This is a genomic window from Amycolatopsis sp. NPDC004378 (assembly GCF_053602455.1).
Window position 1 is genome coordinate 97611 of the sequence record NZ_JBSGDR010000019.1, and the last position, 22754, is coordinate 120364.

General features: G+C 72.1%; 26 protein-coding genes. 10 read left to right on the top strand and 16 right to left on the bottom strand.

The features are described from left to right. Nucleotides 1–52: 52 nt before the first annotated feature. On the bottom strand, nucleotides 53–562 hold the full coding sequence (locus ACWEN0_RS38190) for an ATP-binding protein (RefSeq protein WP_451984757.1): 510 nt from the start codon (nucleotides 560–562) through the stop codon (nucleotides 53–55). A gap of 105 nt (nucleotides 563–667) precedes the next feature. On the opposite strand from ACWEN0_RS38190, the gene ACWEN0_RS38195 reads away from it, so the two are divergent. Further along, entirely contained in the window at nucleotides 668–1387 is a 720-nt protein-coding gene (locus ACWEN0_RS38195; RefSeq protein ID WP_451984759.1) for a M24 family metallopeptidase, read from the top strand. A 15-nt stretch (nucleotides 1388–1402) separates the two neighbouring features. Here the strand turns inward: ACWEN0_RS38195 and ACWEN0_RS38200 are convergent, their stop codons facing one another. Next, nucleotides 1403–2044 carry an FMN-dependent NADH-azoreductase gene (locus ACWEN0_RS38200; protein ID WP_451984761.1) on the bottom strand — a complete coding sequence of 214 codons (642 nt, stop codon included), beginning with the start codon at nucleotides 2042–2044 and terminating at the stop codon, nucleotides 1403–1405. An 82-nt stretch (nucleotides 2045–2126) separates the two neighbouring features. Here ACWEN0_RS38200 and ACWEN0_RS38205 point away from each other — a divergent pair, with 82 nt between their 5' ends. Next, nucleotides 2127–2603: a MarR family winged helix-turn-helix transcriptional regulator gene (locus ACWEN0_RS38205; RefSeq protein ID WP_451984763.1), complete on the top strand. Its 477-nt coding sequence runs from the start codon at nucleotides 2127–2129 to the stop codon at nucleotides 2601–2603. A gap of 88 nt (nucleotides 2604–2691) precedes the next feature. Here the strand turns inward: ACWEN0_RS38205 and ACWEN0_RS38210 are convergent, their stop codons facing one another. The 5 genes from ACWEN0_RS38210 to ACWEN0_RS38230 form a co-directional block, all read right to left on the bottom strand. Continuing rightward, on the bottom strand, nucleotides 2692–4470 hold the full coding sequence (locus ACWEN0_RS38210; protein ID WP_451984765.1) for a glycoside hydrolase family 76 protein: 1779 nt from the start codon (nucleotides 4468–4470) through the stop codon (nucleotides 2692–2694). Between the two features lie 117 nt (nucleotides 4471–4587). Next, nucleotides 4588–5181, bottom strand: coding sequence for a hypothetical protein (locus ACWEN0_RS38215; protein WP_451984767.1), 594 nt, complete (start codon nucleotides 5179–5181; stop codon nucleotides 4588–4590). Nucleotides 5182–5477: 296 nt separating this feature from the next. Then, the gene (locus ACWEN0_RS38220; protein ID WP_451984769.1) at nucleotides 5478–6110 is read right to left on the bottom strand and encodes a CPBP family intramembrane glutamic endopeptidase; all 633 of its coding nucleotides are present in this window, start codon (nucleotides 6108–6110) and stop codon (nucleotides 5478–5480) included. Beyond that, complete coding sequence (locus ACWEN0_RS38225) at nucleotides 6107–7003, bottom strand: NAD(P)H-binding protein (RefSeq protein ID WP_451984771.1); 897 nt, start codon at nucleotides 7001–7003, stop codon at nucleotides 6107–6109. Before ACWEN0_RS38225 ends, ACWEN0_RS38220 begins: the two co-directional genes overlap by 4 nt. A gap of 37 nt (nucleotides 7004–7040) precedes the next feature. Then, a complete protein-coding gene (locus ACWEN0_RS38230; protein WP_451984773.1) occupies nucleotides 7041–7958 on the bottom strand; it encodes a DMT family transporter in 918 nt (305 codons plus the stop codon). 73 nt (nucleotides 7959–8031) lie between these two features. Between ACWEN0_RS38230 and ACWEN0_RS38235 the strand changes: the two genes are divergently transcribed. Then, nucleotides 8032–8955 carry a LysR family transcriptional regulator gene (locus ACWEN0_RS38235; protein WP_451984775.1) on the top strand — a complete coding sequence of 308 codons (924 nt, stop codon included), beginning with the start codon at nucleotides 8032–8034 and terminating at the stop codon, nucleotides 8953–8955. Between the two features lie 5 nt (nucleotides 8956–8960). On the opposite strand, the gene ACWEN0_RS38240 is transcribed toward ACWEN0_RS38235, so the two are convergent. Continuing rightward, on the bottom strand, nucleotides 8961–9851 hold the full coding sequence (locus tag ACWEN0_RS38240) for a LysR family transcriptional regulator (RefSeq protein WP_451984777.1): 891 nt from the start codon (nucleotides 9849–9851) through the stop codon (nucleotides 8961–8963). 83 nt (nucleotides 9852–9934) lie between these two features. Between ACWEN0_RS38240 and ACWEN0_RS38245 the strand changes: the two genes are divergently transcribed. Beyond that, nucleotides 9935–10879, top strand: coding sequence for a threonine/serine dehydratase (locus ACWEN0_RS38245; RefSeq protein WP_451984779.1), 945 nt, complete (start codon nucleotides 9935–9937; stop codon nucleotides 10877–10879). Here the strand turns inward: ACWEN0_RS38245 and ACWEN0_RS38250 are convergent. The 5 genes from ACWEN0_RS38250 to ACWEN0_RS38270 all read right to left on the bottom strand — a co-directional run bounded on the left by ACWEN0_RS38250 (nucleotide 10833) and on the right by ACWEN0_RS38270 (nucleotide 15145). Further along, complete coding sequence (locus ACWEN0_RS38250) at nucleotides 10833–11651, bottom strand: LLM class flavin-dependent oxidoreductase (RefSeq protein WP_451984781.1); 819 nt, start codon at nucleotides 11649–11651, stop codon at nucleotides 10833–10835. The genes ACWEN0_RS38245 and ACWEN0_RS38250 overlap by 47 nt on opposite strands. 83 nt (nucleotides 11652–11734) lie before the next feature. Continuing rightward, entirely contained in the window at nucleotides 11735–12574 is an 840-nt protein-coding gene (locus tag ACWEN0_RS38255; RefSeq protein WP_451984783.1) for a peptidoglycan-binding domain-containing protein, read from the bottom strand. Between the two features lie 74 nt (nucleotides 12575–12648). Then, on the bottom strand, nucleotides 12649–14793 hold the full coding sequence (locus ACWEN0_RS38260) for a heavy metal translocating P-type ATPase (RefSeq protein ID WP_451984785.1): 2145 nt from the start codon (nucleotides 14791–14793) through the stop codon (nucleotides 12649–12651). Then, nucleotides 14790–14945, bottom strand: a complete 156-nt coding sequence (locus ACWEN0_RS38265) for a hypothetical protein (protein ID WP_451984787.1) — start codon at nucleotides 14943–14945, stop codon at nucleotides 14790–14792. Before ACWEN0_RS38265 ends, ACWEN0_RS38260 begins: the two co-directional genes overlap by 4 nt. Beyond that, nucleotides 14942–15145: a heavy-metal-associated domain-containing protein gene (locus ACWEN0_RS38270; RefSeq protein ID WP_451984789.1), complete on the bottom strand. Its 204-nt coding sequence runs from the start codon at nucleotides 15143–15145 to the stop codon at nucleotides 14942–14944. Before ACWEN0_RS38270 ends, ACWEN0_RS38265 begins: the two co-directional genes overlap by 4 nt. Nucleotides 15146–15500: 355 nt before the next feature. On the opposite strand from ACWEN0_RS38270, the gene ACWEN0_RS38275 reads away from it, so the two are divergent. The 4 genes from ACWEN0_RS38275 (at nucleotide 15501) to ACWEN0_RS38290 (ending at nucleotide 17689) form a co-directional block, all read left to right on the top strand. Beyond that, nucleotides 15501–16553 (top strand): NlpC/P60 family protein, encoded by a 1053-nt coding sequence (locus ACWEN0_RS38275; protein ID WP_451984791.1) that lies wholly within the window; start codon nucleotides 15501–15503, stop codon nucleotides 16551–16553. A gap of 64 nt (nucleotides 16554–16617) precedes the next feature. After that, entirely contained in the window at nucleotides 16618–17040 is a 423-nt protein-coding gene (locus ACWEN0_RS38280) for a hypothetical protein (protein WP_451984793.1), read from the top strand. 74 nt (nucleotides 17041–17114) lie between these two features. Then, on the top strand, nucleotides 17115–17315 hold the full coding sequence (locus ACWEN0_RS38285; protein ID WP_451984795.1) for a DUF3072 domain-containing protein: 201 nt from the start codon (nucleotides 17115–17117) through the stop codon (nucleotides 17313–17315). A gap of 95 nt (nucleotides 17316–17410) precedes the next feature. After that, a complete protein-coding gene (locus ACWEN0_RS38290; protein WP_451984797.1) occupies nucleotides 17411–17689 on the top strand; it encodes a hypothetical protein in 279 nt (92 codons plus the stop codon). A 6-nt stretch (nucleotides 17690–17695) separates the two neighbouring features. On the opposite strand, the gene rho is transcribed toward ACWEN0_RS38290, so the two are convergent. After that, entirely contained in the window at nucleotides 17696–18757 is a 1062-nt protein-coding gene (rho, locus tag ACWEN0_RS38295) for a transcription termination factor Rho (RefSeq protein WP_451984799.1), read from the bottom strand. A gap of 253 nt (nucleotides 18758–19010) precedes the next feature. On the opposite strand from rho, the gene ACWEN0_RS38300 reads away from it, so the two are divergent. Next, entirely contained in the window at nucleotides 19011–19532 is a 522-nt protein-coding gene (locus ACWEN0_RS38300; RefSeq protein WP_451984801.1) for an ATP-binding protein, read from the top strand. A gap of 565 nt (nucleotides 19533–20097) precedes the next feature. On the opposite strand, the gene ACWEN0_RS38305 is transcribed toward ACWEN0_RS38300, so the two are convergent. Beyond that, nucleotides 20098–20310, bottom strand: a complete 213-nt coding sequence (locus ACWEN0_RS38305) for a hypothetical protein (protein WP_451984803.1) — start codon at nucleotides 20308–20310, stop codon at nucleotides 20098–20100. A 42-nt stretch (nucleotides 20311–20352) separates the two neighbouring features. Then, the gene (locus ACWEN0_RS38310; RefSeq protein WP_451984805.1) at nucleotides 20353–21528 is read right to left on the bottom strand and encodes a glycoside hydrolase family 64 protein; all 1176 of its coding nucleotides are present in this window, start codon (nucleotides 21526–21528) and stop codon (nucleotides 20353–20355) included. Between the two features lie 820 nt (nucleotides 21529–22348). Between ACWEN0_RS38310 and ACWEN0_RS38315 the strand changes: the two genes are divergently transcribed. Next, nucleotides 22349–22753 (top strand): hypothetical protein, encoded by a 405-nt coding sequence (locus ACWEN0_RS38315; RefSeq protein WP_451984807.1) that lies wholly within the window; start codon nucleotides 22349–22351, stop codon nucleotides 22751–22753. Nucleotide 22754: the final 1 nt, after the last annotated feature.

Sequence of the window (22754 nt, forward strand, 5' to 3'; positions counted from 1 at the left end):
CCCGCTGGGAACACGGACATCCGGGCGGAACCGTTCAGCGCGCGGCCGCGGGTCAGCCGGTGCCGGACCAGCCGCTCAGGCGGTTGAGCAGGCGCTCCAGCACCTCGGGGTCGGCGGCGACCGGATCGCCGGTGACCGGCTCGTCGACCAGGGTCCGGCGCTCCTGCCGCCGGGGCAGGCGCACCTGCCGCGCGTTCATCCCGCCCGGCAGCTCGAGCTCGCACCAGGTCGTGCGGGCACCGGCGGCGCCGTGCGTGACGCCCACGCGCTCGCCCGGTCCGACGACCTTGGGCTCCGGCAGCCCGGGCACGTCGTCGTCGACCTCGACCACCAGCACCTCGGCGCGCAGCCGCAGCCGCAGCGTGACGAAGGCGGGCGACCTCGGGTCGCCGGCCTCGATCACGGCTTCGACCAGCCGTTTCGCGGTCGCTGTCGTGTGCTCCAGCATCGGGAGCAGGGACCAGTCGGTGAGAATCAGGCGGACGAACAGTTCCGTGACCGGCAGCGCGCTGGGCTGCGCGACCAGCCGGATATCGTCCATCTGGGAGGTGTGCGCGCTCAAACCTGACCTTCCTCGCCCAGGTGCGGACCGTCCGGGGGCCCGCATCATGCCACCCGGCTTCCGGCGGAGGTTACCGGCCGGGTTCGCGTTGCTACCGTCGGGGCCATGGGTGAGCTGGTCGAGAGTGAGGAACTGCGCGCCGAACGGTTGCTGGACGCGCAGGCGAAGGCCGTCGAACTGTTCGACGCGGTCGCCGAGCGCGGCATCCTGGCGCCGGGTGTGCGGGAGACGGAGGCGAGCGACGCGATCCGCGACCTGGCCGGTGACCTGCTCGGCATCCGCCGCTACTGGCACAAGCGGATCGTCCGGGCGGGCGTCAACACGCTGCGGCCGTACCGCGAGAACCCGCCGGACCGGGTGCTCGCCGAGGACGACATCGTGTTCGCCGACTTCGGCCCGATCTTCGAGGACTGGGAAGCGGACTTCGGCCGCACGTTCGTCCTCGGCGACGACCCGGTGAAGCACCGGCTCCGCGACTCGCTGGGCCCGGTCTTCGACGCCGGGAGGGCGTACTTCGCCGCCATCCCGGACATCACGGGCGCGCAGCTGTACGCGCACATGGTCCAGCTGGCGCACGAAGCCGGCTGGGAGTTCGGCGGTGACATCGCGGGGCACCTGGTCGGCCGGTTCCCGCACGAGACGATCGACGGCGCGAAGATCGACTCCTACATCGCCCCGGGCAGCGACGGCCCGATGCGCCGGCCGGACCGCGCCGGGCAGCCGTCCCACTGGATCCTGGAAGTGCACCTGGTGGACCGGTCGCGGGAGATCGGCGGGTTCTTCGAGCAGCTGCTGACAGTGGGGCCGAGCGCCGCGGATTCGTGACGCCCGGCCCGTGCGTCAGACGTGCGCCGGGACCCACAGTTCGTCGATCTGCCGCTCGGCCGTCGCCAGGCTCGCGTCCGCCAGCGGGATGAGCTCCGCCATCGCCGGGTTCACGTGCGCCAGGGTCAGCTCGGCCGTGATGAAGCGCGGCTCCAGGCCCGTCAGCGAGACGCCGTGCGGGAGCCACTGCTCGGCGTGGTCCCAGCCTTCGCGGGGCGTGCCCTCGCCGTACCCGCCGCCGCGGGCGGCCAGAACGACGAACTCGCGCCCGCCCAGCAGGCCGGTCATCGTCTCGTGGTCGACCGAGAGCCCCGGCGCGATGAGGTGGTCCACCCACGCCTTGACGCTGCTCGGCGCGCCGTAGTTGTAGACCGGCAGGCCCAGCAGCACGGTGTCGGCCGCCTTGATCTCGCCGACGAGCTCCTGGGTCAGTGCCCACGACGCCCCCTGGGCCGCCGTGTGCTGCTCGGGCGGGATCGCGCGGGCCGACCCGGTCGCCTCGTCGAGGTGCGGGAGCGGGTTCGCGCCCAGGTCGCGGTAGGTGCTCGTGCCGCCGGGGTGTGCGGCCCGCCACGCGGCGGCGGCCCGCGCGCTGAGCCGGCGGCTCACCGAGCGCTCGCCCTGGATGCTCGAGTCGATGTGGAGGAGGTGCGCCATGTCGTTAGCCGCCCATAGATCGTTGGTGTAGGACAAACCATTAATAGCACACCGACCGTTGAGGTGCCCATATACTGGGCGCATGACCTCGCTGCCGGTCGTCAACCAGCCGCCCCACCGGTGCGGGGCGCTGCTCGACCACCTCTCGCGCCGGATGCGGCTGCGCAGCGAGTCCGTGCTGACGCCGCTCGGGCTGCGGCCGCGGCACCTGATCGCCCTCACGGTCCTGCGCGACCTGGGTGGCAGCTCGCAGCAGGACCTGGCGAAGACCCTGCAGATGGACGGCACGAACGTCGTCGGGCTGCTCAACGACCTCGAGACCGAGAACCTGATCGAGCGGCGCCGCTCGGCCGTCGACCGGCGGCGGCACGTGGTCGAGCTCACCGACGTCGGCGCGAAGCTGCTCGCGCGGGCCGAGTTCGCGCTCGCCGCGGTCGAGGACGAGGTGCTGTGCGCGCTCGGCGACGAGCAGCGCGAGCAGCTCTACGAGCTCCTGCACCTGGCGACGAGCAAGACCGACACCGAAGCCTGCACGGAAGGCCTGCCGCCGACCTGCTGAGGCCTCCGCCGCCCCCCGATGTGCTTCGCGAGCTGCCGCGCCTCGGCAGTCCAGCGGGTCCGGTCGCCCCCGCGCGCGGCGTGCGTGCTTACCCGGCCGCCAGGACCGCTTCGAGCCCGGACGCCTGCGTGCGCCAGTCGGTCACGTTCGGCGTGGTGCCGGTCCAGCGCTGCCCGATCCGGTTCAGCGAGTCGCGGTCGCCCGCCCACAGCGCGTCCGCCTGCTTCTGGGCGAACGCGCGGTAGGTCGCCGAGCCCGTCGCCGTGGCCAGGTCGCCGAAGTAGCGCATGAAGATGCCCTTGAACTGCTTCTGGTTGTCGTCACAGGAGCCCGTGCCGGTGTCGCAGGATTCGACGAGCACGCCGTTGGCCGTGAGCCGGGTCATCGCCGCGTCCGCGAGCCGCTCGGCCGCGTCCAAATAGGACTGGACGCCGGTGGCGCGCCACAGCTCCAGCAGGCCGCCGATGCCGAGCCCCTGGTTGTACGTCCAGACGGTCTGGCCGTTGTTGGCGCACGACGACGTCAGGCCGTCGTTCACCAGGCCCGCGGAGTTGATCAGGCCGCTGTTCAGGTACCAGTCGCCCGCGGTCCGGGCCCGCTGTCCCCAGACCGTGTCGCCGGAGATCCGCAGGTGCAGCGAGGCGGTCAGGCGCAGGTACAGACCGGCCGTGACGGCGTTCTTGTACGTCCGCTCGCGGTTCCACCAGACCCCGCCGCCGCAGCTGCCCGTGTCCCAGAACCCGGTGACGTAGTCGGCGATCGTCACGGCTTCGGTGAGGTACCGCGAGTCGTGCGTGCGGTCGTAGACGGCGACCCAGGCCAGGCCCCACCACGCGCTGTCGTCGATGGCCCGGCTGACGAAGTCGCCGTCGATGGCGTCGGAACTCCTCACCCCGGCCGGGAAGGCGACCCGGTTGACGTCGAAGGTGCGGGCCAGCGCGGCGTCGAACCCGCCCGCGTCGGCCACCGCCGTCACCGCGACGGCCGAGTTCCACCAGCTCGACGGCCACCACGCGGTGTACGGGTCGTAGGACCACATGAGGGCGTCGACGGCGCCGGCCGCGCGGGTCGTCGCCGGGCGCGCCCAGGCCGTGCAGCTCCCCTGCGCGTGCGTGGCTTCGCGGCCGCACGCGCGCACCGCGCCGCCGTAGAGCCGGCCGCGGGGGTCGCGCGTCGCGAACGCCGTCGTGTGGGTGCCGGTCGCGCCCGCGGGCACGCTCGTGCGGCCCAGCGACGAGCCGTCCGGCCAGCTCGCCCCGGCGTCCCACGACCGGTCGAGCCAGATCTCGTCGCCCGCGCCGCCCGCTTCGATCCCGGCCCACGCCATGCCGCGGCCGTCGAAGTGCAGCCGGATCGTGCGGCCGGACAACGTCGTCGGCGCCACCGGCTGGCTGTCCCCGGCGGCGGGCGCGGTGCGGTCGCACGCGGCGTCGCAGACGTCCGGGTAGATCCACGCCGTGCAGCCGACGCCCTGCGCGTCCCCGCAGGCCCGGACCAGACCACGCCGGTGGTTCGCCGGATCGGTCAGGTTGTACATGAGCGTGCGCGTGCCGGTCCACGTGCCGGGGATGGTGGCCTTGCCGAGCAGGCCTTCCCAGGTGGCACCGCCGTCCCAGGAGCGGTCGAGCCAGACGGCGTCGTTCGCCACGCCGTTGTCGATGCTCGCCCAGGCCATGCCGTCCGGGTCGGAGGCGTGCAGGCGCACGACCCGGCCGTTGATCACCTTGTCGGGCAGGGGAAAGCTTTCGCGCGCGGCCCGCGACGGGTCGAGGGTGTCGCACGAGGTGGCGCACACCGCGGTGGCCGCGGCGGCGGGGATCGGGGTCAGGGCACCGAAGACGAGCAGCAGCACGAGCAATGTCCGCATCGACATCCCTCTCCACGCACCGGGGTCCGCTCCAGCATAGGAACTCCCGCCCGGATCCTGAAGGATTCCGACGGGTTCTGGCTCGTTCCGGACAACGGCTGACCGGAGCCTGCCGCGTCAGGGCACCTTGACGACGCCGGAACGGGAGATGGCGAAGCCTTTGCCCGCGGTCGTGCAGGTGACCCCGCCGGATTCCGACGCGCACGTGAACGGGCCGACCCGCGTCGAGCTGCCGTACGCCAGCACCGGCGTGTGCTCACCCGGATCCCCCAAGCACCCTTCGCAGGTCTGGTACGACCCGTCGGTTTTCATCGTCACCGACCGCGGGGGCGTCCAAGTCTGGCAATAAACGGAATCGGGGAGAATCTGACAGCTGATGTTCCTCGTCGGGGAATAGAACGATCCGACGTTCTCGGTGCTCCCGGTGGGCGCCCCCGGAGTGGCTGTGAAGGTGAACTGGCAGGCCCAGCCCGTCTCGCCACTGAGGTGCACGCCGCCGGACTGGCCGCTGCCGCTCAGGCCGCCGGCCGCGCCGATCGTCGCGGTGAGGTCGACGACCGCGGCCGTCCCGTTGGCCACGTGGATCCGGACGCTGTTCCCCGTGGTGGTCACGGTTCCGCTCGCCGGCTGGCCGCGGGTGTCCGAACCGGTCCAGAGGCCCGGGGTGAGGGTGGCCTTTCCGCCTCGCACCACCAGGCTCGCACCGTCCATCGCGAACTCCCCGCACTGCGGTTCGGCGCTCAGCCGGTAGGTGCCGTCCGCGAGCCCGGGCGAAGCCGCCGCGGCGGCCGGGCTGCTGGTGACCGGCGGCGGACTCGACGTGGAGGCGGTGGTCCCCGGAGCAGTGGTCGTGACCGTGGCGACCGGGTGCGGATTCGCCGTCGGGCTAGCGCCGCACCCGGCCAGGAGAACGGCACAACCGAAGACGGCGAAACCGTTTCGACGCAGACGAAGACGATTCATGGCGTGCCTCTCTCGGCCTGAGAGTACGCGCCGGCGTCGTTATGTCACAATAATCTTTTTTCGCGCACAAAAGCATTCTCGGCGGGGATTTCCCCACTGTTCGGCGGGAACAAGCGGGGCATGACGGCGAGCATCAGCGCCGACCACGTCACGTGGGTCAGCAGCGGCGCCTGCACCCCGTCCGAGCGGTGGCGCTGCGCCGCGAACAGCGCACCCATCAGCGCCGACGCCAGCACCAGCGCCGGGTTGCGCGTGGCCGTCGTCGAGAGCACGTAGACCGCGGTCGACCCGCGCGCGCCGAAGCTGTCGTAGAGCGCGCCGCGGAAGAAGACCTCCTCGGCCGCGCCGGTGACGAGCGTCGTGAGCGCCACCGTGGCCGTCGAGCCGTGGTGGGCGTGGCCCAGGACGCCGGTGATCGCACGGCGCAGCAGCGGGATGCGGCGGGCCACCAGGGCACCACCGCAGAACACGCCGAACGCGCCCGCGCCGGCCAGCACCGGCTGCACGACACCGGGCCGGCCCCGCCGCACGGGCCCGGCCGCGCGGGCCCCGGCGAACCAGGTCGCGGCGACCGACGCCGTGAGCGCGTGGAACCGCTTCGATCCCGGCTCGCTGGCCAGCGACGCGCCGAGCAGGCCCGAGCCGAGAGCCGTGACGCCGGCGAGGAACGGCTTCACGCGGTCCGCCGGCTCTTCGCCCGCTCGCCCAGGGCCTGCAGCACCGCATCGTCATAGCCCATCGGCTCGAACTCGACGATCCGGCGGATGGCGTCGTCGCGGACGACGACCTCGTTCGTCATGGAGTCGATCAGGGCGCGCCCGGTCGTCACGTCGATGTCGGTGACCAGCGAAAGCCAGTACGACGACAGCCGCGGCGAGAGCAGCGGGACGGGCACGATCACCAGCGGACGGCCTTCGATCGCGGCCACGCGTTGCAGCATGTCCTTGTAGGCCAGCACTTCCGGGCCGCCGATCTCGAACGTCCGGCCGCCCGCCTCCGGGTGGTCGAGCACCCCGGCGAGGTAGCGGACGACGTCGGCGATCGCGATCGGCTGGGTGCGCGTGCTCACCCAGCGCGGGGTGACCATCGCCGGCAGGTGCTCGACGAGCTGGCGGGTCAGCTCCCACGACGTGCCGCCGTGCCCGATGACGATCCCGGCCCGCAGCACGGTCACCGGCACGCCGGTCTCCCCCAGCAGCCGCTCGACCTCGCGCCGGCTGGCCAGGTGCTCCGACAGGGCATCGTCGTCGTCCCCGAGGCCGCCGAGGTAGACGATCCGGCGCACGCCCGTGTCCGCCGCCGCGCGAGCGAACGCACGGGCCGCGTCGGCGTCCCGGCGCTTGAAGTCGGCGCTGTCGAGGGAGTGCACCAGGTAGTAGGCGGCCTCGACGCCCTTGAGCGCGTCACGCAGGGAATCGACGTCGGCGACGTCACCGCGCACGGCCGTCCCGGCACCGCGGTACTTCGCCGGGTGCCGGGTCATCGCCAGGACGTCGTGGTCGGCCTCCTCCAGCACCGGGCACAACCGGCTGCCGACGAACCCCGACGCTCCCGCCACCAGCACTCGCATACCCGCGACGGTAGTTGGGCGGGCCACGGCCCGCAGATCATCCGCGCCGGGTTCGCCCGGCGAAGCAGACCGCCGCGACCACTCCGGCGCAGCCGACCAGCTGCGGCACGCTCGGCGTCTCCCCGAGCAGGCCGATCCCCAGCAGCACCGCGCCGACCGGCTGCAGCAGCATGAGCGTCGCACCGGTGGTGGCCGACATCCGGGGCAGCGCGGCCGAGATGAGGAGCCAGCCGATCAGCTGACCGACGACGGCGAGCGCGACCAGCCAGCCGAACGTCGCCGGGCTCGGGCTCAGGTCGAGCGTCCCGGTCGGGAGACCGAGCGCGAGGGCGACCACGCCGGCCGAGATCGTCGCCAGCACCAGGGACCGCGCCTGCGAACCGGCACCGCCGCTCAGCCGGATCAGGAACAGGTAGACGGCGTACCCGGCGCCGGCGAGCATCGCCGCCACGGCGCCGGTGACCGGATCGGGGCCGAACGAGCCGGTGCCGGCGAACCCGCCGGCCAGCACGACGCCGCCGAGCAGCACGGGCACCGCGAGCAGGAACCGCTTCGCCGGGCGCTCTCGCAGGAAGGCGAACGCGAGCAGCGGGACGATGATCACCTGGACGGCGAGCAGCACGGTCGCGATGCCGGCGCCGACCCGCGGGATCGCCTCGCCCCACAGCACGAAGTCCAGGCCGAGGCCGACGCCGGCCAGCAGCGGCAGCAGCACGCGGCGGCGGGTCGCCGGGCCCGCCTTCCGCCGTTCCCACGCGGCGAGCGCGAGGAGCACCGGCAGCGCCAGCAGGCACCGCCAGAACGCACTCGTGCTGCCGCTGGCGTGCGAGACCTTGATGAAGACCGACGACAGGGAGATGCAGAAGCTGCCCAGCGCGGCGAGCAGGCGCGGGTCGAGGCGCTGGCTCAACGGCGTGGGGGTGGTGGTCGTGGCGCGGGGCGCGGTCGTGGTCACGCCTCCAGCGTGCGGGCGGCGACTGTCAAGGACAAGCGAATGTTTCTGCGGAGAATTCGGTAGGATCGCTACCGTGTTCGGACTCGAGCGGATGCGCGCGCTGCACGCGGTCGCCACGCAGGGCTCGGTCGCCGCGGCGGCCGCGTCCCTGCACGTCACGCCGTCCGGGGTGTCGCAGCAGCTGGCGAAACTGGAACGGGAGGCCGGGCAGCGGCTGCTCGAGCCGCGCGGCCGGGGTGTGCGCCTGACGAAGGCGGGCCAGGTGCTCGCCGGGCACGCCGAGCGGATCCTGGCCCAGGTCGCCGACGCGAAGGCGGACCTGGAGCTGCTGCGCGAGGACGTCATCGGGCCGCTGCGGGTCGGCGCGATCCCGACGACCGTGCACGCGCTCCTGCCGCCCGCGCTGGCCACGCTCGCCGCGCAGCACCCGCGGCTGGCGGTGACGCTGCACGAAGGCGAAGCGGAGCAGACGATGCCCCGGGTGCTGGCCGGCGACCTCGACGTCGCGGTGCTGGAAAGCTGGGAGGACCGGCCGACGGTGATTCCGCCGTCGACGACCCGGATCGCGCTGTTCTCCGACGTCGCCGACCTGGCACTGCCCGCCGGGCACCGGCTCGCGCACCGCAAGACGGTCGACCTGTCCGAAGTGGACGACCTGCCGTGGATCGGCTGGAGCCTGGGGTCCGGCTGCTACGAATGGCTGCTCCAGGTGCTGCGCAAGCAACGGCTGGAGCCGCGGATCAGCTGCACGGTCGGCGGCTACCCGACGCAGCTGGCACTGGTGGCGGGCAACGTCGGCGCGGCGCTGGTCCCCCGGCTCGCCCGGGAGCGGCAGCCGGCAGGGGTCAGCATCCTCGCCACGCGCCCGGCGCTGACGCGCACCATCTACGCGATCTGCCGGGCGGGCGAAGAGGACCACGGCGCGGTCCGCGCGTGCCTGGACGCGCTGCGCGCCGCGTCCGCGCGGTTCGAGGGCACCGTGCGCCCGGTCGGCTGAGGTGTCTACTGTGGACGGCTCAGCCGCGCGACCATCTCGGTGACCAGCTTCCCCGGCCGCCGGTGGTGCACCAGGAAGATGTCGCGTGCCGGCCGGGCGTCGGCGGCGTCGCGGACCTCGATCCGCGCCGACGTCACCCGCTCCAGCACGCTTTCCGGCACGAACGCGATGCCCAGCCCGGCCTCGACCAGCGCCAGGATCACCTGGTAGTCCCGGGTTTCGTAGGCGACACCCAGCTCGACCCCGGCGGCGTCGGCCAGCTGGTCGAGGCAGGCGCGGTTGGGCACGCCCGGGCTGCCGGAGATCCAGTCCTCCCCGGCCAGGGCACGCAGCGTCAGCCGCCGGACCCGGGCTTTCGGGTGGCCCGCGGGCAGGATCAGCCGGAACCGCTCCGAGCGCAGCAGCGTCCGGTCGAGCCCGCGCGGGTCGGGCAGCGGCGCCCCGGGATAGCGGTGGGTGATCAGCAGGTCGAGGTCGCGCGAGCTGACCAGCCCGTAGCCGTCGGGCGGCTCGAGGTCCAGCAGCCGCAGCGCCACCGCCGGGTGGTCGCGGCGGAAGCCGGCGAGCGCGGCGGGCACGAGCGTCATGCCCGCGCTCGCGAACGTGCCGACGGTGAGCTGCGCCGGCTCCTCGTCCCGGAGCGCGCGGACCGTCCGCTCGGCGGTGCGCAGCTCGCCGACGATGGTTTCGGCGTGGCCGAGCAGCGCTTCCCCGGCCGGGGTGAGCGTGACGCCGCGCGGGTTGCGGTGCAGCAGCGGCGTGCCGACGTCGCACTCCAGCTTCGCCAGCTGCTGCGAGACGGCGGACGGCGTGAAGGACAGCCGCTTGGCCGCCCCGGCGATCGAGCCGGCGTGCGCGACCTCGGCGAGCAAGGCCAGGCGGTGGGCGTCGAGCACGGGACCTCCAGCCGTAAGCATCGCTGAAGTCAGGATAGGAGACGTCGCTGGTGCTTACGGCTGTCTCCCCGCATCCTGGGGTGGTGATCAGCACTTCGGATGTCGACCAGGCCGCCGCCCGGATCGCGGGCCGGGTCCGCCGCACGCCGGTGTTCGCGGACGACGGCGTGTGGTTCAAGCTCGAGCACCTGCAGCACACCGGCTCGTTCAAGGCCCGCGGCGCCTTCAACCGGATCCTCGCCGCGGGCGAGCTGTCGGCGGCCGGGGTGGTCGCCGCCTCGGGCGGCAACGCCGGGCTCGCCGTCGCCCACGCCGCGCGCGAGTTCGGCGTGGCCGCGCGGGTCTACGTCCCGGTGAACGCGCCCGCGGTGAAGGTGGCGAAGCTGCGGCAGCTGGGCGCGGCGGCCGAGCTGGTCGGCGAGAAGTACGCCGACGCCTACGACGCGGCGGTGAAGGACGCGGCGGACCGCGGCGCGCTGTTCTGCCACGCCTACGACCAGCCGGAGATCTGCGCCGGGCAGGGCACGGCCGGCCTGGAGCTGCTGGAGCAGACGGGCGGTGTCGACACGATCCTGGTCGCGGTCGGCGGCGGCGGGCTGCTGGCCGGCATCGCGGCCGCGGCCGAGGGCCGGGCCCGGGTGGTCGGCGTCGAACCGCGGACGGCACCGACACTGCACGCGGCTTTGGCCGCGGGCGAGCCGGTGCCGGTCGAGGTGTCCGGCGTCGCCGCGGACTCTCTCGGCGCGTCCCGGCTCGGCGACATCGCCTACGCGGTCGCCACGCGCACGGGCGCGGCGTCGGTGCTGGTCGACGACGCGGCGATCGTCGAGGCCAGGGCGGCGTTGTGGGACCGCTACCGCCTGGCCGTCGAGCCCGGCGGAGCGACCGCGTACGCCGCGTTGCTGGCGGGCGCCTACCGCCCCGCGCGCGGCGAGCGCGTCGCGGTCCTGCTGTGCGGCGCCAACACCGACCCCGCGACGCTCACTTCCCCGACAGCCGCGCCACCAGCGGCGCGAACTCCTCGATGAACGCGCTGTTGACGCTGACGTAGGAGACGCCCAGTTCGTCGCGCCGCCGTTCCAGCTCGGCGGCCATCCCGTCGAAGTCGCCGCGGAGCATGGTGAGCGAGTCGTGCTCGATGAGGGTGTCGGCGTCGACCCCGATGAAGCCCTTGATCCACGGCGGCACCACCTCGCCGATGACGAACAGGTTCAGCGCGAGCTCGATGTCCCGGCCGTCGGCCGCGTTCCGGATTTCCTCGACGTACCCGGCCATTTCGTCACGGGTGGTCAGGACGCCGCCGGCGAGGGTGACGATGTCGGCTTTCGCCCCGGCGAGCCGCCGGGCCTTCGGGCCGCCGGCGGCGACCATGACGGGCGTGTGCACGTCCCCGTCGAGCCGCCGGAGGTGGTCGATGGTCTCGGAGATCGAGTCGAGCCGGTCTTGGCCGGTGCCGTAGGACAGGCCCAGTTCCGCGGCTTGCTGCCGCATCGCGGGCAGCCCGGTGCCGAGCCCCAGCTCGAACCGGCCCTCGGTGACGACGGTCAGGCTGTGCGCCTCCCAGGCGGCGGCCCGCGCGGTGCGCAACGGGCTGGCGAAGACGAAGGACCCGACCCGCAGGTCGGTGGTGGCCGCGGCGGCGGCCGCGAGCGACGCGGTCGGCGTCGGCAGGTTCAGGTTGTCCGGACTGAGGAGCGTGGCGTAGCCGAGCTCCTCGGCCCGCCGCGCGGTGGCGAGCCACTTCGCGCCGCCCTCCGCGGCCGCCGCGACCACGCCGAACCGGAACGCCTTCTCGGCCATCGAGCACCCCCAGGGTTGTCGGTCCTTCGATCAAACCACCGGGGCGCCCGGCCGTGCCACCACGGCCGGGCGCGCCACGCGCGTCAGCCGCGCTGGTACTCCTCCCAGGTGACCTTCGGGACCGACGGGCCGTCGTCGGCCCCGCGCCCGGCGAGACCGTTCATCCCGAGGTAGTAGTCGCCGGTCTGGTGCTGGGCGCCCGAGGACAGGTCCGGGTCGGAGATCGCCTCGGCGTGCACGTGGTAGGCGAACCCCTGGGCCGGCGTGCGGTACCAGGCCGCGAACCCGACCTGGCGCAGGGCCTTGATGAAGTTCGTCCGGGTCGTCGACGACATGCCCGACACCGAGATGTCCATCGCGCCGCCGCCGTCGTGCGTCCCGGCCGACGCGTCGACGCCGCCCGGGTTGTACGAGCCCTGCGTCAGGCTGACCGTGGTGCCCGAGATCCGCTCCGCCTCGAGCAGCATCGCCTTCGTGCGGGTGTTGATCGTGACCCCGCGGAAGGAGACCCGGCTGCCGGCGGACACCGTCGACGTCACGGTGTACCGGCCTTCGCCCAGCTTCTCGAGCGACGTCTTGCCCGGCAGCCCGGAAGCGTCGATTCCGTTGTACCCCAACGACTTCTGGTACTCGGAGTAGGCCGTGATCGTCGTGGTGCCGAAGTAGCCGTCGACGTAGGCAGAGGCGAGCAACCCCTTGGCCTGCAACGCCTGCTCGACCAGCAGGACGCTGTCGTGCGCTCCCGGCGTCTGCGTGGTGTCGGCGCGGCGGGGGTCGATCTGGGCCGCCTTCAGCACGGCCTCCATGTTCGCCGTGGGCAGCGCCGTCGTGGCCGCGGGCGCGGCCTGAGCCGGTGCGGCCACGGCGAACGCCGTCAACGCCGCGGAAGTGACTGCCGTCAGCACGGCGGCCTTCGTGAACATCCCTGTCCTCCACTGGTCGGAATCAGTACGTCCGGGAGGATCACCCAGCCGGATACAAGGACCGTACAAAGGCGTCACCCCGCCCGGAACGCACGCAGCCGCAGGCTGTTGGTGACGACGAAGACCGAGCTGACCGCCATCGCCGCGCCGGCGAGCATCGGGTTCAGCAGGCCCGCGGCGGCCAGCGGCAGCGCGGCCACGTTGTACGCGAACGCCCAGAACAGGTTCCCCTTGATCGTGCGCAGCGTGCGGCGCGACAGCCGGATCGCGTCGGCCGCGGCGAGCAGGTCGCCGCGCACGAGCGTCAGGTCGGCGGCCTCGATCGCGACGTCGGTGCCGGTGCCCATGGCCAGCCCCAGGTCGGCCCGGGCGAGCGCGGCCGCGTCGTTGACGCCGTCGCCGATCATCGCGACGACCTTGCCGTCCTCCTGCAGCCGGCGCACGACGTCGGCCTTGTCCCGCGGCAGCACCTCGGCGACCACGTGCTCGATGCCGACCTCGGCGGCGACCGCGCGGGCGACGGCCGTGTGGTCCCCGGTCAGCAGGATCGGCGTCAGGCCGAGCCCGCGCAGCCGCCGGACCGCCTCGGCGGACGTCGGCTTGACGGTGTCGGCCACGGCCAGCGTGCCGCGGACCTCGCCGTCCCAGGCCACCGCCACCGTGGTCACCGCGGCTTCGGACGCGTCCGCCCGCCCCACGACGACTTCGCGTCCCTCGACGACCCCAGAGACACCCACGCCCGGTGTGCTGCGGAAGTCCGCTACGGACGGCAGCTCGCCGAAGCGCTCGCGCGCCGCCTCCGCGATCGCCCGCGCCACGGGGTGCTCGGACGCGGCTTCGACCGCGCCGGCCAGGCGCAGCACCTCGCCGTCCCCCTCGACCAGCGTCATCTTCCCGGTGGTCACGGTGCCGGTCTTGTCCAGCACCACCGTGTCGACGCGGCGGGTCGACTCCAGCACCTCCGGCCCCTTGATGAGGATGCCGAGCTGCGCGCCGCGCCCGGTGCCCACCAGCAGCGCGGTCGGCGTGGCGAGGCCCAGCGCGCACGGGCAGGCGATGATCAGCACGGCGACCGCGGCGGTGAAGGCGGCCGACGGCGTCGCGTCCGCGCCGAGCCAGAAGGCGAGTGTCGCCACGGCCAGCGCGATGACGATCGGCACGAAGACCGCCGAGACGCGGTCCGCGAGCCGCTGCACGCGGGCCTTGCCCGTCTGGGCCTCTTCGACCAGCCGGGCCGTCTGCGCGAGCTGCGTGTCCGAGCCGACGCGGGTGGCGCGGACGACGAGCCGCCCGCCGACGTTGACCGTCGCCCCGGCGACGGCGTCGCCCGGCCCGACCTCGACCGGCACGCTCTCGCCGGTGAGCAGGCTCGCGTCGATCGCGGACCCGCCGTCGGCGACCACGCCGTCGGTGGCGACCTTCTCCCCCGGCCGCACCACGAAGACGTCCCCGACGACCAGGTCGCCGACCGGGATCCGCTGCTCGCGGCCGTCACGCAGGACGGCGACGTCCTTGGCGCCGAGGTCCAGCAGGGCCCGCAGCGCGGCACCGGCGCGGCGCTTCGAACGGGCTTCGAAGTAGCGGCCGGCCAGGATGAACGTCGTGACGCCGGCGGCGACTTCGAGGTAGCTCGAGCCGTCGCCGGCCATCCGCTCGACGGTGAGCTCGAAGGGGTGGGTCAGCCCCGGGGTGCCGGCCGTGCCGAACAGCAGCGCGTACACCGACCAGCCGAACGCCGCGAGCGTGCCGAGCGAGACGAGCGTGTCCATGGTGGCGGTGCCGTGGCGGAGGTTGGCGAACGCGGCCCGGTGGAACGGCCACGCGCCCCACACCACCACCGGCGCGGCCAGCGTGAGCGAGATCCACTGCCAGTACGTGAACTGCCAGGCGGGGACCATCGCGAGGACGATCACCGGCAGGCTCAGCAGCGCGGAGACCAGCAGGCGCTGCCGCACCGCCTTCGTCGGATCCTCGGCCGGCTGCTCGGGTTCCGCTTCGGCCAGCGTCACGCCGTAGCCCGCCGCTTCGACCTCCGCGACCAGGTCCTGCGTGCCGACTTCGCCGCCGTAGACGACTTTCGCCTTCTCCGTGGCGTAGTTGACGGTCGCCGTGACGCCGTCCAGCTTGTTGAGCTTGCGCTCGATCCGCGCGGCGCAGGACGCGCAGGTCATGCCGGTGATGGCGAGTTCGACGTTCTTCGCGTCGAGCTGCAGCGTCATGGCCGGTCCCCTTTCCCGGTGGCGGCGGTGACCCCGTCGGCGCCGGTGATCTCGAAGATGACCGGCGCCGGAGTGAGCGTGAGGATGTAGTGACCCGCGGCGACCAGGGCGAGAGCCGCACCGCGGGCGGAGAGCTTCGCTGCGGTGTTCATGTCAGCCGGTACCCCGCCTCTTCGACCGCTCCGCGCACGTCGGCGAGGTCGAGTTCGCGCGTGCTGCTGACGGTCACCGCGCCGGTGGCCAGGTCGACCGCGACGCCGGTGACGGCGCCGAGCTCGCGGAGTTCCTCTTCGACCGAGCGGGCGCAGTGGTCGCACGTCATGCCCGTGACGGTGTAGGTGGTGTCTGTCATGCCTCATGGATACCCTAGGGGGGTAGGGTAATCAAGCCTGGTCACGAGGTGTAATCCCGACCACACCTGGCCTGGTTCACACTGGTCCAGCCGTGTTTCTTGACGTCACGGAGAGTTTCCGGCGGCCCGGACTGGACGTCTCCGTACTCCTTTCGTAACCTGTTCGAGATCTCGCGGCCCCCGGTCGTCGATGAGACGGCGACGCGAGATCGCCGCCGATACCCCCCTGCCGGGTACCGGACCCCACCGCGTGCTCTTCCTGTTGCGGTCGACCACGCGCCGGGTACGGCGAGGCCCCCGACTCGCCGGCTCCGGACCCGACGGCGGCCGAACAGCAAAGGAGACCCGCGCGAGAATGCGTTCGCATCCCGTCAAGCGCGTGGTGTCAGGTGCCCTCGCCGCGGCCTCGGTGATCACTGTCGTCACCATGGCCCAGCCCCCGGCCACCGCCGCCCCCATCCCCGCCCTCCAGGCCCCGCCCTCCGGGTCGGACGCCCTCGCCAAGTACCGCGACCTCGCGGCGCAGGCCGAGAAGCTCAACGAAGACCTGCTCAAGGCCCAGGACGACCTCAAGGCCAAGCAGGGCCAGCTCGACAAGGCCAACGCCGACGCCACCGCCGCGAAGGACGCCGGCGCCCAGGCCACCGAGGCGAAGCAGAAGTACCAGACGCAGGTCGACAAGTTCGCCGGCGCGTCGTTCACCAGCGGCGTCCAGCTGAACAAGCTGTCGGCGCTGCTCGCGGGCACGTCCACGCAGGACTTCCTCGACCGTTCGGCCGCCCTCGAGGTCATCGCGACCGAGAAGAACGGCGCGATGGACAACCTCAGCGGCGCGGCCGACAAGGCCACCGCCGCCCAGAAGGCCGCCACCGACGCGGCGAAGCAGGCGCAGGACGCCCGTGACGCGGCGGCGAAGCTGGCCTCGGACATCGAGGGCAAGAAGAAGAACCTGCAGGCCCAGATCGACCAGATCGAGGCGCAGAGCAAGAACCTCAGCAGCGCCGACAAGGCCGCCCAGCAGGACACGGGCGGCGCGGCCCCGAACGTCAAGGCGCCCAGCGCGGCGGCGCAGAAGGCCGTCGACGCGGCACTGAGCAAGCTCGGCAGCGCCTACGTCTGGGGCGCCACCGGGCCGAGCACGTTCGACTGCTCCGGCCTGATGCAGTGGGCCTACAAGCAGGCGGGGATCTCGCTGCCCCGGACGTCGTCGGCGCAGGCCGGCTTCGGCACCCCGGTGTCGCGCAGCCAGCTGCAGCCGGGTGACCTGGTCGCCTACTACTCCCCCGTGTCCCACATCGGGATGTACATCGGCGACGGCAAGATGGTCCACGCCCCGACCAGCGGCGACGTCGTCAAGATCTCGCCGCTGCTGAGCGAGTACGCGGGAGCTACGCGGCCGACGGCCTGACCGCTCCGGCCAGAGTGCCCCGTCCGGGAGGTGTAGCGCCTCCGGAACGGGGCATTCTGCGTCCATGCCCGAAAACCTGGACGTCGACCAGCCGACCGCGGACGCCGTCGGCAAGGCCACCGAAGCCTTCGAGACCATCGAACGTGCGCGCGGCCACCTCTACGCCTTCCACCAGCTGACCGGAACCGCGGACCTGCTGTTCGAAGACGCCATGAAGATGCTGCGGGACGCGGGCCACGACGACTGGGCCGACCGGATCGCCGAGGAGCTGATCGGGCTCAACGTCCTGCCCGAGCGGTGGACGTTCCAGGTGGTCGAGGAGTACGACGACGGTTACTACGGCACGACCCGCGAGTTCACGCGCTCGCTGTGCGAAGCCCTCGTCGGCGGCCGCCGCCACCTGCAGGAACAGCGGCAGAAGGAAGCGCGCATCACCCCGGGCCGGCCCGATCACGAGATGGGCCACCCCAGCACCCCGCCCGCTTGACCGGTTTTTGTCGGACCCCTGGGTTACCCTTCACTTCGAAGCGAACAGGTGTTCGACTCACGTTGGGAGGAACGATGGACGAGCAGGTGGAACCGAACCCCGAGAAGGACCCGAGCGACTGGACGACCGGCGACGAGCCGATGACCGGTCCGCAGAAGTCGTACCTGCAGACGCTGGCCCAGGAGGCCGGCGAAGAGGTGCCGGACAACCTGACGAAAGCGGAGGCGTCGGCGCGGATCGACGAGCTGCAACGCGCGACCGGGCGCGGCAGCTGAGCTTCTGCGCGGTGTGCCCGGCGCCACGGCATGGCCGTCCCGCATGGGGGTAATCACCTCTGAGATGCCCGACTCCCCGAAGGAGGACATCCCCCATGTACTTGACCGTGCTTGTCGTGGCGCTCGCCGGGCTCGTGGTGCTCGGCGCGTCGGCGCTGGCGGAACTGCCCAAGCCCTATCCCCTGACGGCGAAACGCACTCTCGTCGCGGCCTGGGTGGTGGCTGCCGCCGGGATCGGGTGGTGGGCCGCCACGCCCGGGGCCGGGCCGCTCGTCGTCACCGTCGTCGGGCTCGGCTTTCTCGTCGCGACGCTGAATCGCGGGCCTGAACGGACGACGTACCCGCGTACGACCCCGTACCAGCCGCCTCGGTGACGTTGCTCAGGCAGCGGCGGGCAGCGGGGCTCCCGAAACACGGAGGAGGAACTCGGCGTTCGAGCCGGTCTTGCGGAGCTGGTCGATCAGCTGCTCGATCGCGTGCGGCCCCTGCAGCGCGCGGCGGACGTCGCGCATCGCGGCCAGTTCGCCCGGCGTGACCAGGAGTTCTTCACGCCGGGTGCTGGACGCGGGCAGGTCGACGGCCGGGAACACGCGGCGTTCGGCCGTCTTGCGGTCGAGCTTGAGTTCGGCGTTGCCGGTGCTCTTCAGCTCTTCGAAGAAGAGCGTGTCGGCCAGCGATCCGGTCTCCACCAGCGCCGTCGCGACGATGGTGAGCGAGCCGCCGCCCTCGATGTTGCGGGCCGCGCCGAGGATGCGTTTCATCGGCTGCAACGCGGCCGCGTCGACACCGCCGGACAGCGTGCGGCCCGAAGCGCGGAGCGAAAGGTTGTACGCGCGGCCGAGGCGGGTGAGGGAGTCGAGCAGCAGCACGACGTCTTCACCGCGCTCCACCAGGCGTTTCGCGCGTTCGACGGCGAGTTCGGCCACCGCGGCGTGCTCGGCGGGCGGACGGTCGAAAGTGGACGCGATCACTTCGCCGCGGACGGTGCGCTGCAGCTCCGTGACCTCCTCCGGACGTTCGTCGGCCAGCAGCACCATCAGCCGGCATTCGGGGTGGTTGACCGAGATGCCGTGGCCGATCTCGCGCAGCACGGTCGTCTTGCCGGCTTTCGGCGGGGAAACGACGAGGGCGCGCTGGCCCTTGCCGAGCGGGGTGACGAGGTCGATGACGCGCGACAGCAGGCGCTCCGGCGTGGTTTCGAGCAGCAGCCGCCGGTCCGGGTGCAGCGGGACCAGGTCGGTGAACAACGGCCGCGGCTCGGCGGGGTCGGCGCCGTTGACGCTGGTGATTTCGTCGGCGGTGCCGGTGATTTCGTCGCCGGCGCGCAGCTTGTGCTTGCGGATGACGGAAAGCGGTAGTGCGACGTCGTCCGGCGCCGGGCGGTAGCTGGTGCGGACGAACGGGGTTTTCCCTGACAGGTCAAGGATTCCGTGAAAAGACATGGGTGTCTCCTGATGAGGTGACCGGCCGCGCGGACGGCGCGGCCGGGTGGGTTGATCCAACGAAGGAAAGAGGCCGATCGGCCTGGATCCGGGAGCTTCCTCCGGGCGGCCGAGGGGCCGACATCCGCGAGGAGCACTTTTACGTTAGCGCGATGTCACCGAAAGCACAACGGGTAAGACTCCACTGCGGTGGGTAGCTCACAGGGGAAGCCCGGACAACGGGGGAACAGCGGCTGACGGATGGGAGCGGATCGTGTACCGACATACTCCGGACCCGGGCGTCGACACGGGCGAGAGCGTCGACGCCGACCAAACCGGGACCACGTCCCCGGCACGCACCAGCGCCGGCGCCGTGGTCACCTCGACGTTCGAAGAACTGGCACCGGCCCTGCCGAACGAGATGGCGGGCCTGCGCCGCAAGCTGACCCAGTGGCTGGGCGATCTCCCGCTCGACCCGGAAAGCACACACGACATCACGCTGGCCACGTACGAGGCGTTGGCGAACGTAGCGTCCCACGCCTACCCGGACGGCCACGGCTGGGCCCGCTTGGCGGCCACACGCAAGGGCGACACGGTGACGGTAACGGTCACCGACACGGGCTGCGGAATCCCGCCAACCCGCCCCCGCCAGCCAGGCTTGCGCACCACCGGCGGCCGCGGTCTGCTGCTGATCGACAAGGTGACGGACCAGGCGGAAATCGACTCGGGCAGCCAAGGAACAACGGTCCGCATGACCTGGCGCCCGGCAGCCCTGCGAGACACGGGCACTGCGTAAGGAGTTTCGGCGTGAGGAGGAAGAGCCGGGCAGCCGCGCACCGGTGATCGTGCGCCGGCCCAGGCCCGCTTCCTGGTAGCCGCGCTGCGCTCGGCGCAAGGATTTCCGGCAGACCGCTCGCCTGCGGAGGCTCCGGCTCGGGAGCCTCCGCAGGCGATGACTACGCAGCACGATGGAAGAAATCCTCGCCCGCGGGCCGAGCCGATGGCTGGTTTCGCACAGCGCAACAAACCTGGGACCCGCTCACCGCACCGGCGGCTCGCCACGCGGCCGGTCGGTACTTCACCGGCCCGCGCGATGGCAAACAACCAATCGGGGCGACCGCACGCCGCGGACCGGCCTCCCCAGCAGCCCGCCACGCCGCCGCACAGCACTTCACCGACCCGGGCAGTTCCGCTCCAGGACAGCCGATCGGTCGCCGCGCGCCGCGGACCGGCATCCCCAGCCCGCCGCACGGCACGCACCAACCCAGCCGCCCGCCCCCAGGGCAAGCGCCCGGCCGCCCTCCCCAGGGCAAACCGGCCGACCAGCCGCCCCAAGCGCCGTGCCCTACCTCACAAGCACCTCAGGCCGCGCCCGCGAGCCGCACGAGCCGGGTGCGGGGGTACGAAACCAGCTCCCTCTCCTCGTCCGTGGTGAAGATTTCGACGGAGTCCTCCAGCAACTCCGCCGAGGTCACCTGCAGTTGCCACGCGGGCAGCCCCGGCGCCGGCTCGTGCCAGAACCACTGGCCCTTGGTCAGCTGGTCCGCCGGGACCGTCGCGTCGTCCGTGTTCATGCAGTGAGGCTAGCCGCCACCACCGACAGTTTTCGCACTGCCTCAGCCGTGCGTGGCGTTCACTGTGATCGTCAGCACGTCCGGGTCGCCCGCGAAGACCGCGCCGCTGAAGTCCGGGCCCGGGCTCACGTCGTCGTACGGGAACGCGTAGCCCCGGTTGTCCGGGAGTTTCGAGTGGACGATCCGCGCGTAGTGGTTGGTCGTGTCGCCCTGGTAGAAGCGCGCGGGGTCCTCGTCCGTCGGCTGGTTCGGGTTGTCCAGCAACGTCGTGCGGTTCAGCGCCGCCGCCAGGCGCGGGACGATGCTCTTGCGCGCGTCGCTCGCTCCTTCCGCCAAGGCGAACGGGCCGCTGTCGCAGCTCCACACGTCCTTCGTGGCCGGCTTCGCGAACGACTCCGCCCCGAACACCAGGTTGCCGCCCGAGACGCGGCCGGTGAACTTGCCCAGGCCCGGGTTCTGCGAGTCGACGACCAGGTCCGTGCCCGCGTACTTCTGCCACACCTGGTCGATGTAGCCGTCGAGGTAGCCGCCGAACTGGTCGGCGTGGTGGTGCGGCGACAGCACGCGCAGGGTGCCGCCGCCCCCGGTCTGGACCAGGCCCGGCCACTCGCCGCCCAAACCGGACAGCTCCGACGCGATCTGGTCGAGCGCCCCCGCCGGCAGCCCGTTCACCGTCGAGGTCCCCGAGCCCTTGGTCGTCAGCTCGAGCCCCATCGGGATGCCGACGAAGTCGACGTAGCTGATGTTGGCGAACAGTTGCGTGTCGTTGAACGTGAACTCGCTGAACGACCAGTTCTTGCCGTAGTTCGGGTCGCCGGAGTTGAGGAAGCTCGGGTGGACCAGGTTCGGGCCCGGGTCGAGGAAGAAGTCCAGCTTCGCGTCCGTGACGACGTAGATGCGCGCGCCGCCCATCTTGGGCACCGAAACCTGGGCGCCCGAGGCGATCGGGATGGCGCAGTCCTCGGGCAGCGGCGTCGTCGGCGCGCTCGGCGAGTCCGGGTAGTACGGCGTGCCGTCGGCGCGCAGCAGCACCAGCTTGCCGTCGGGGGTCGTACCGGTCACGTAGGCGTACACGGTGCCGGAGCCGGACTTGTTCACCAGCTTGAGGCCGAAGGTGTCGGGCGTGGCGGCGAAGGCCGACCGCGCGGCGAGGGGCAGCACCGTGGCCGTGGCGAGCGTGGCCGCGGAGAAGCTGAGGAACGAGCGGCGGGAGATCATGGCGTCCTCCACGTTGAGGAGACGGCGGAGTCCGAAAAGGACATCCGAGGGCGGTGCGCAGTTCGTTGTGGACGTAAACAAATAGCACCACACCGCTCCCGGGACTGACAACCCCTCCCGAGGAGGTCCAGACCATCGTCGCAAACGGCCCGCGCGTTTCCCCGCCGGACGGATTTCGAAACAATCCCCGGTGATCCTGCCCGTCCGTCCCGAGTGGCCCGGACGATCGGGCAGATCCCTTGACGCCACCGGAGATCGCCGCCGACAGTGGAGGACCGCGCAGGTCGGTGGACGGCCAGAACACCGCTCATCCCACAGAAAGCGGGACCCATGCGCACCCACATCCGGCTGGCCGCCGTGCTGGCCACGTTGCCCTTCGTCGTCACGGCCGCCCCGGCCCACGCCGCGGACGAGTGGACCACCGTCTTCCAGGACGACTTCGACGGCGCCGCCGGCACCGGGCTGAACACCCAGGACTGGCTCTACGACAAGGGAACCGGCTACCCGGGCGGCGCGGCGAACTGGGGCACCGGCGAGCTCGAGACGTCGACCGACTCGACGGACAACGTCTACCACGACGGCCAGGGCCACCTCGCGATCAAGCCGCTGCGCGACGCGTCGGGCAACTGGACGTCCGGCCGGATCGAAACCCAGCGCACCGACTTCGCCGCGCCCGAAGGCGGTCAGCTGGAGATCAGCGCGACGCTGAAGCAGCCCTCCCCAGCCAGCGGGCTCGGCTACTGGCCCGCGTTCTGGGCGATGGGCGCCGACGCGCCCGGTCGGCGCGACCAACTGGCCGAGCATCGGCGAGCTCGACATCATGGAGGACGTCAACGCGCTGAGCAAGCACTCCACGACCTTCCACTGTGGACAGTGGCAGGGCGAGTGCCACGACCCGGACGGCATCACCAGCGACCTCCAGGACTGCCCCGGCTGCCAGGAGGGCTACCACACCTACTCCGTGGTCGTGGACCGCCGCGACGCCGCCGCCGAAGAGCTTCGCTTTTACCTCGACGGCAACCAGACGTACGCAGTGAAGCAGAACCAGGTCTCGGCCGGCACCTGGAAGGCCGCGGTCGACCACGGGTTCTTCGTCATCTTCGACGTCGCCATCGGCGGCTCGTACCCGAACAAGGTCTGCGGCTGCACGAGCCCGTCCGCGGACATCACGCCGGGCGCCGAGATGAGCGTCGACTCCCTCTCGGTCAAGACCAGCCAGGGCTGAC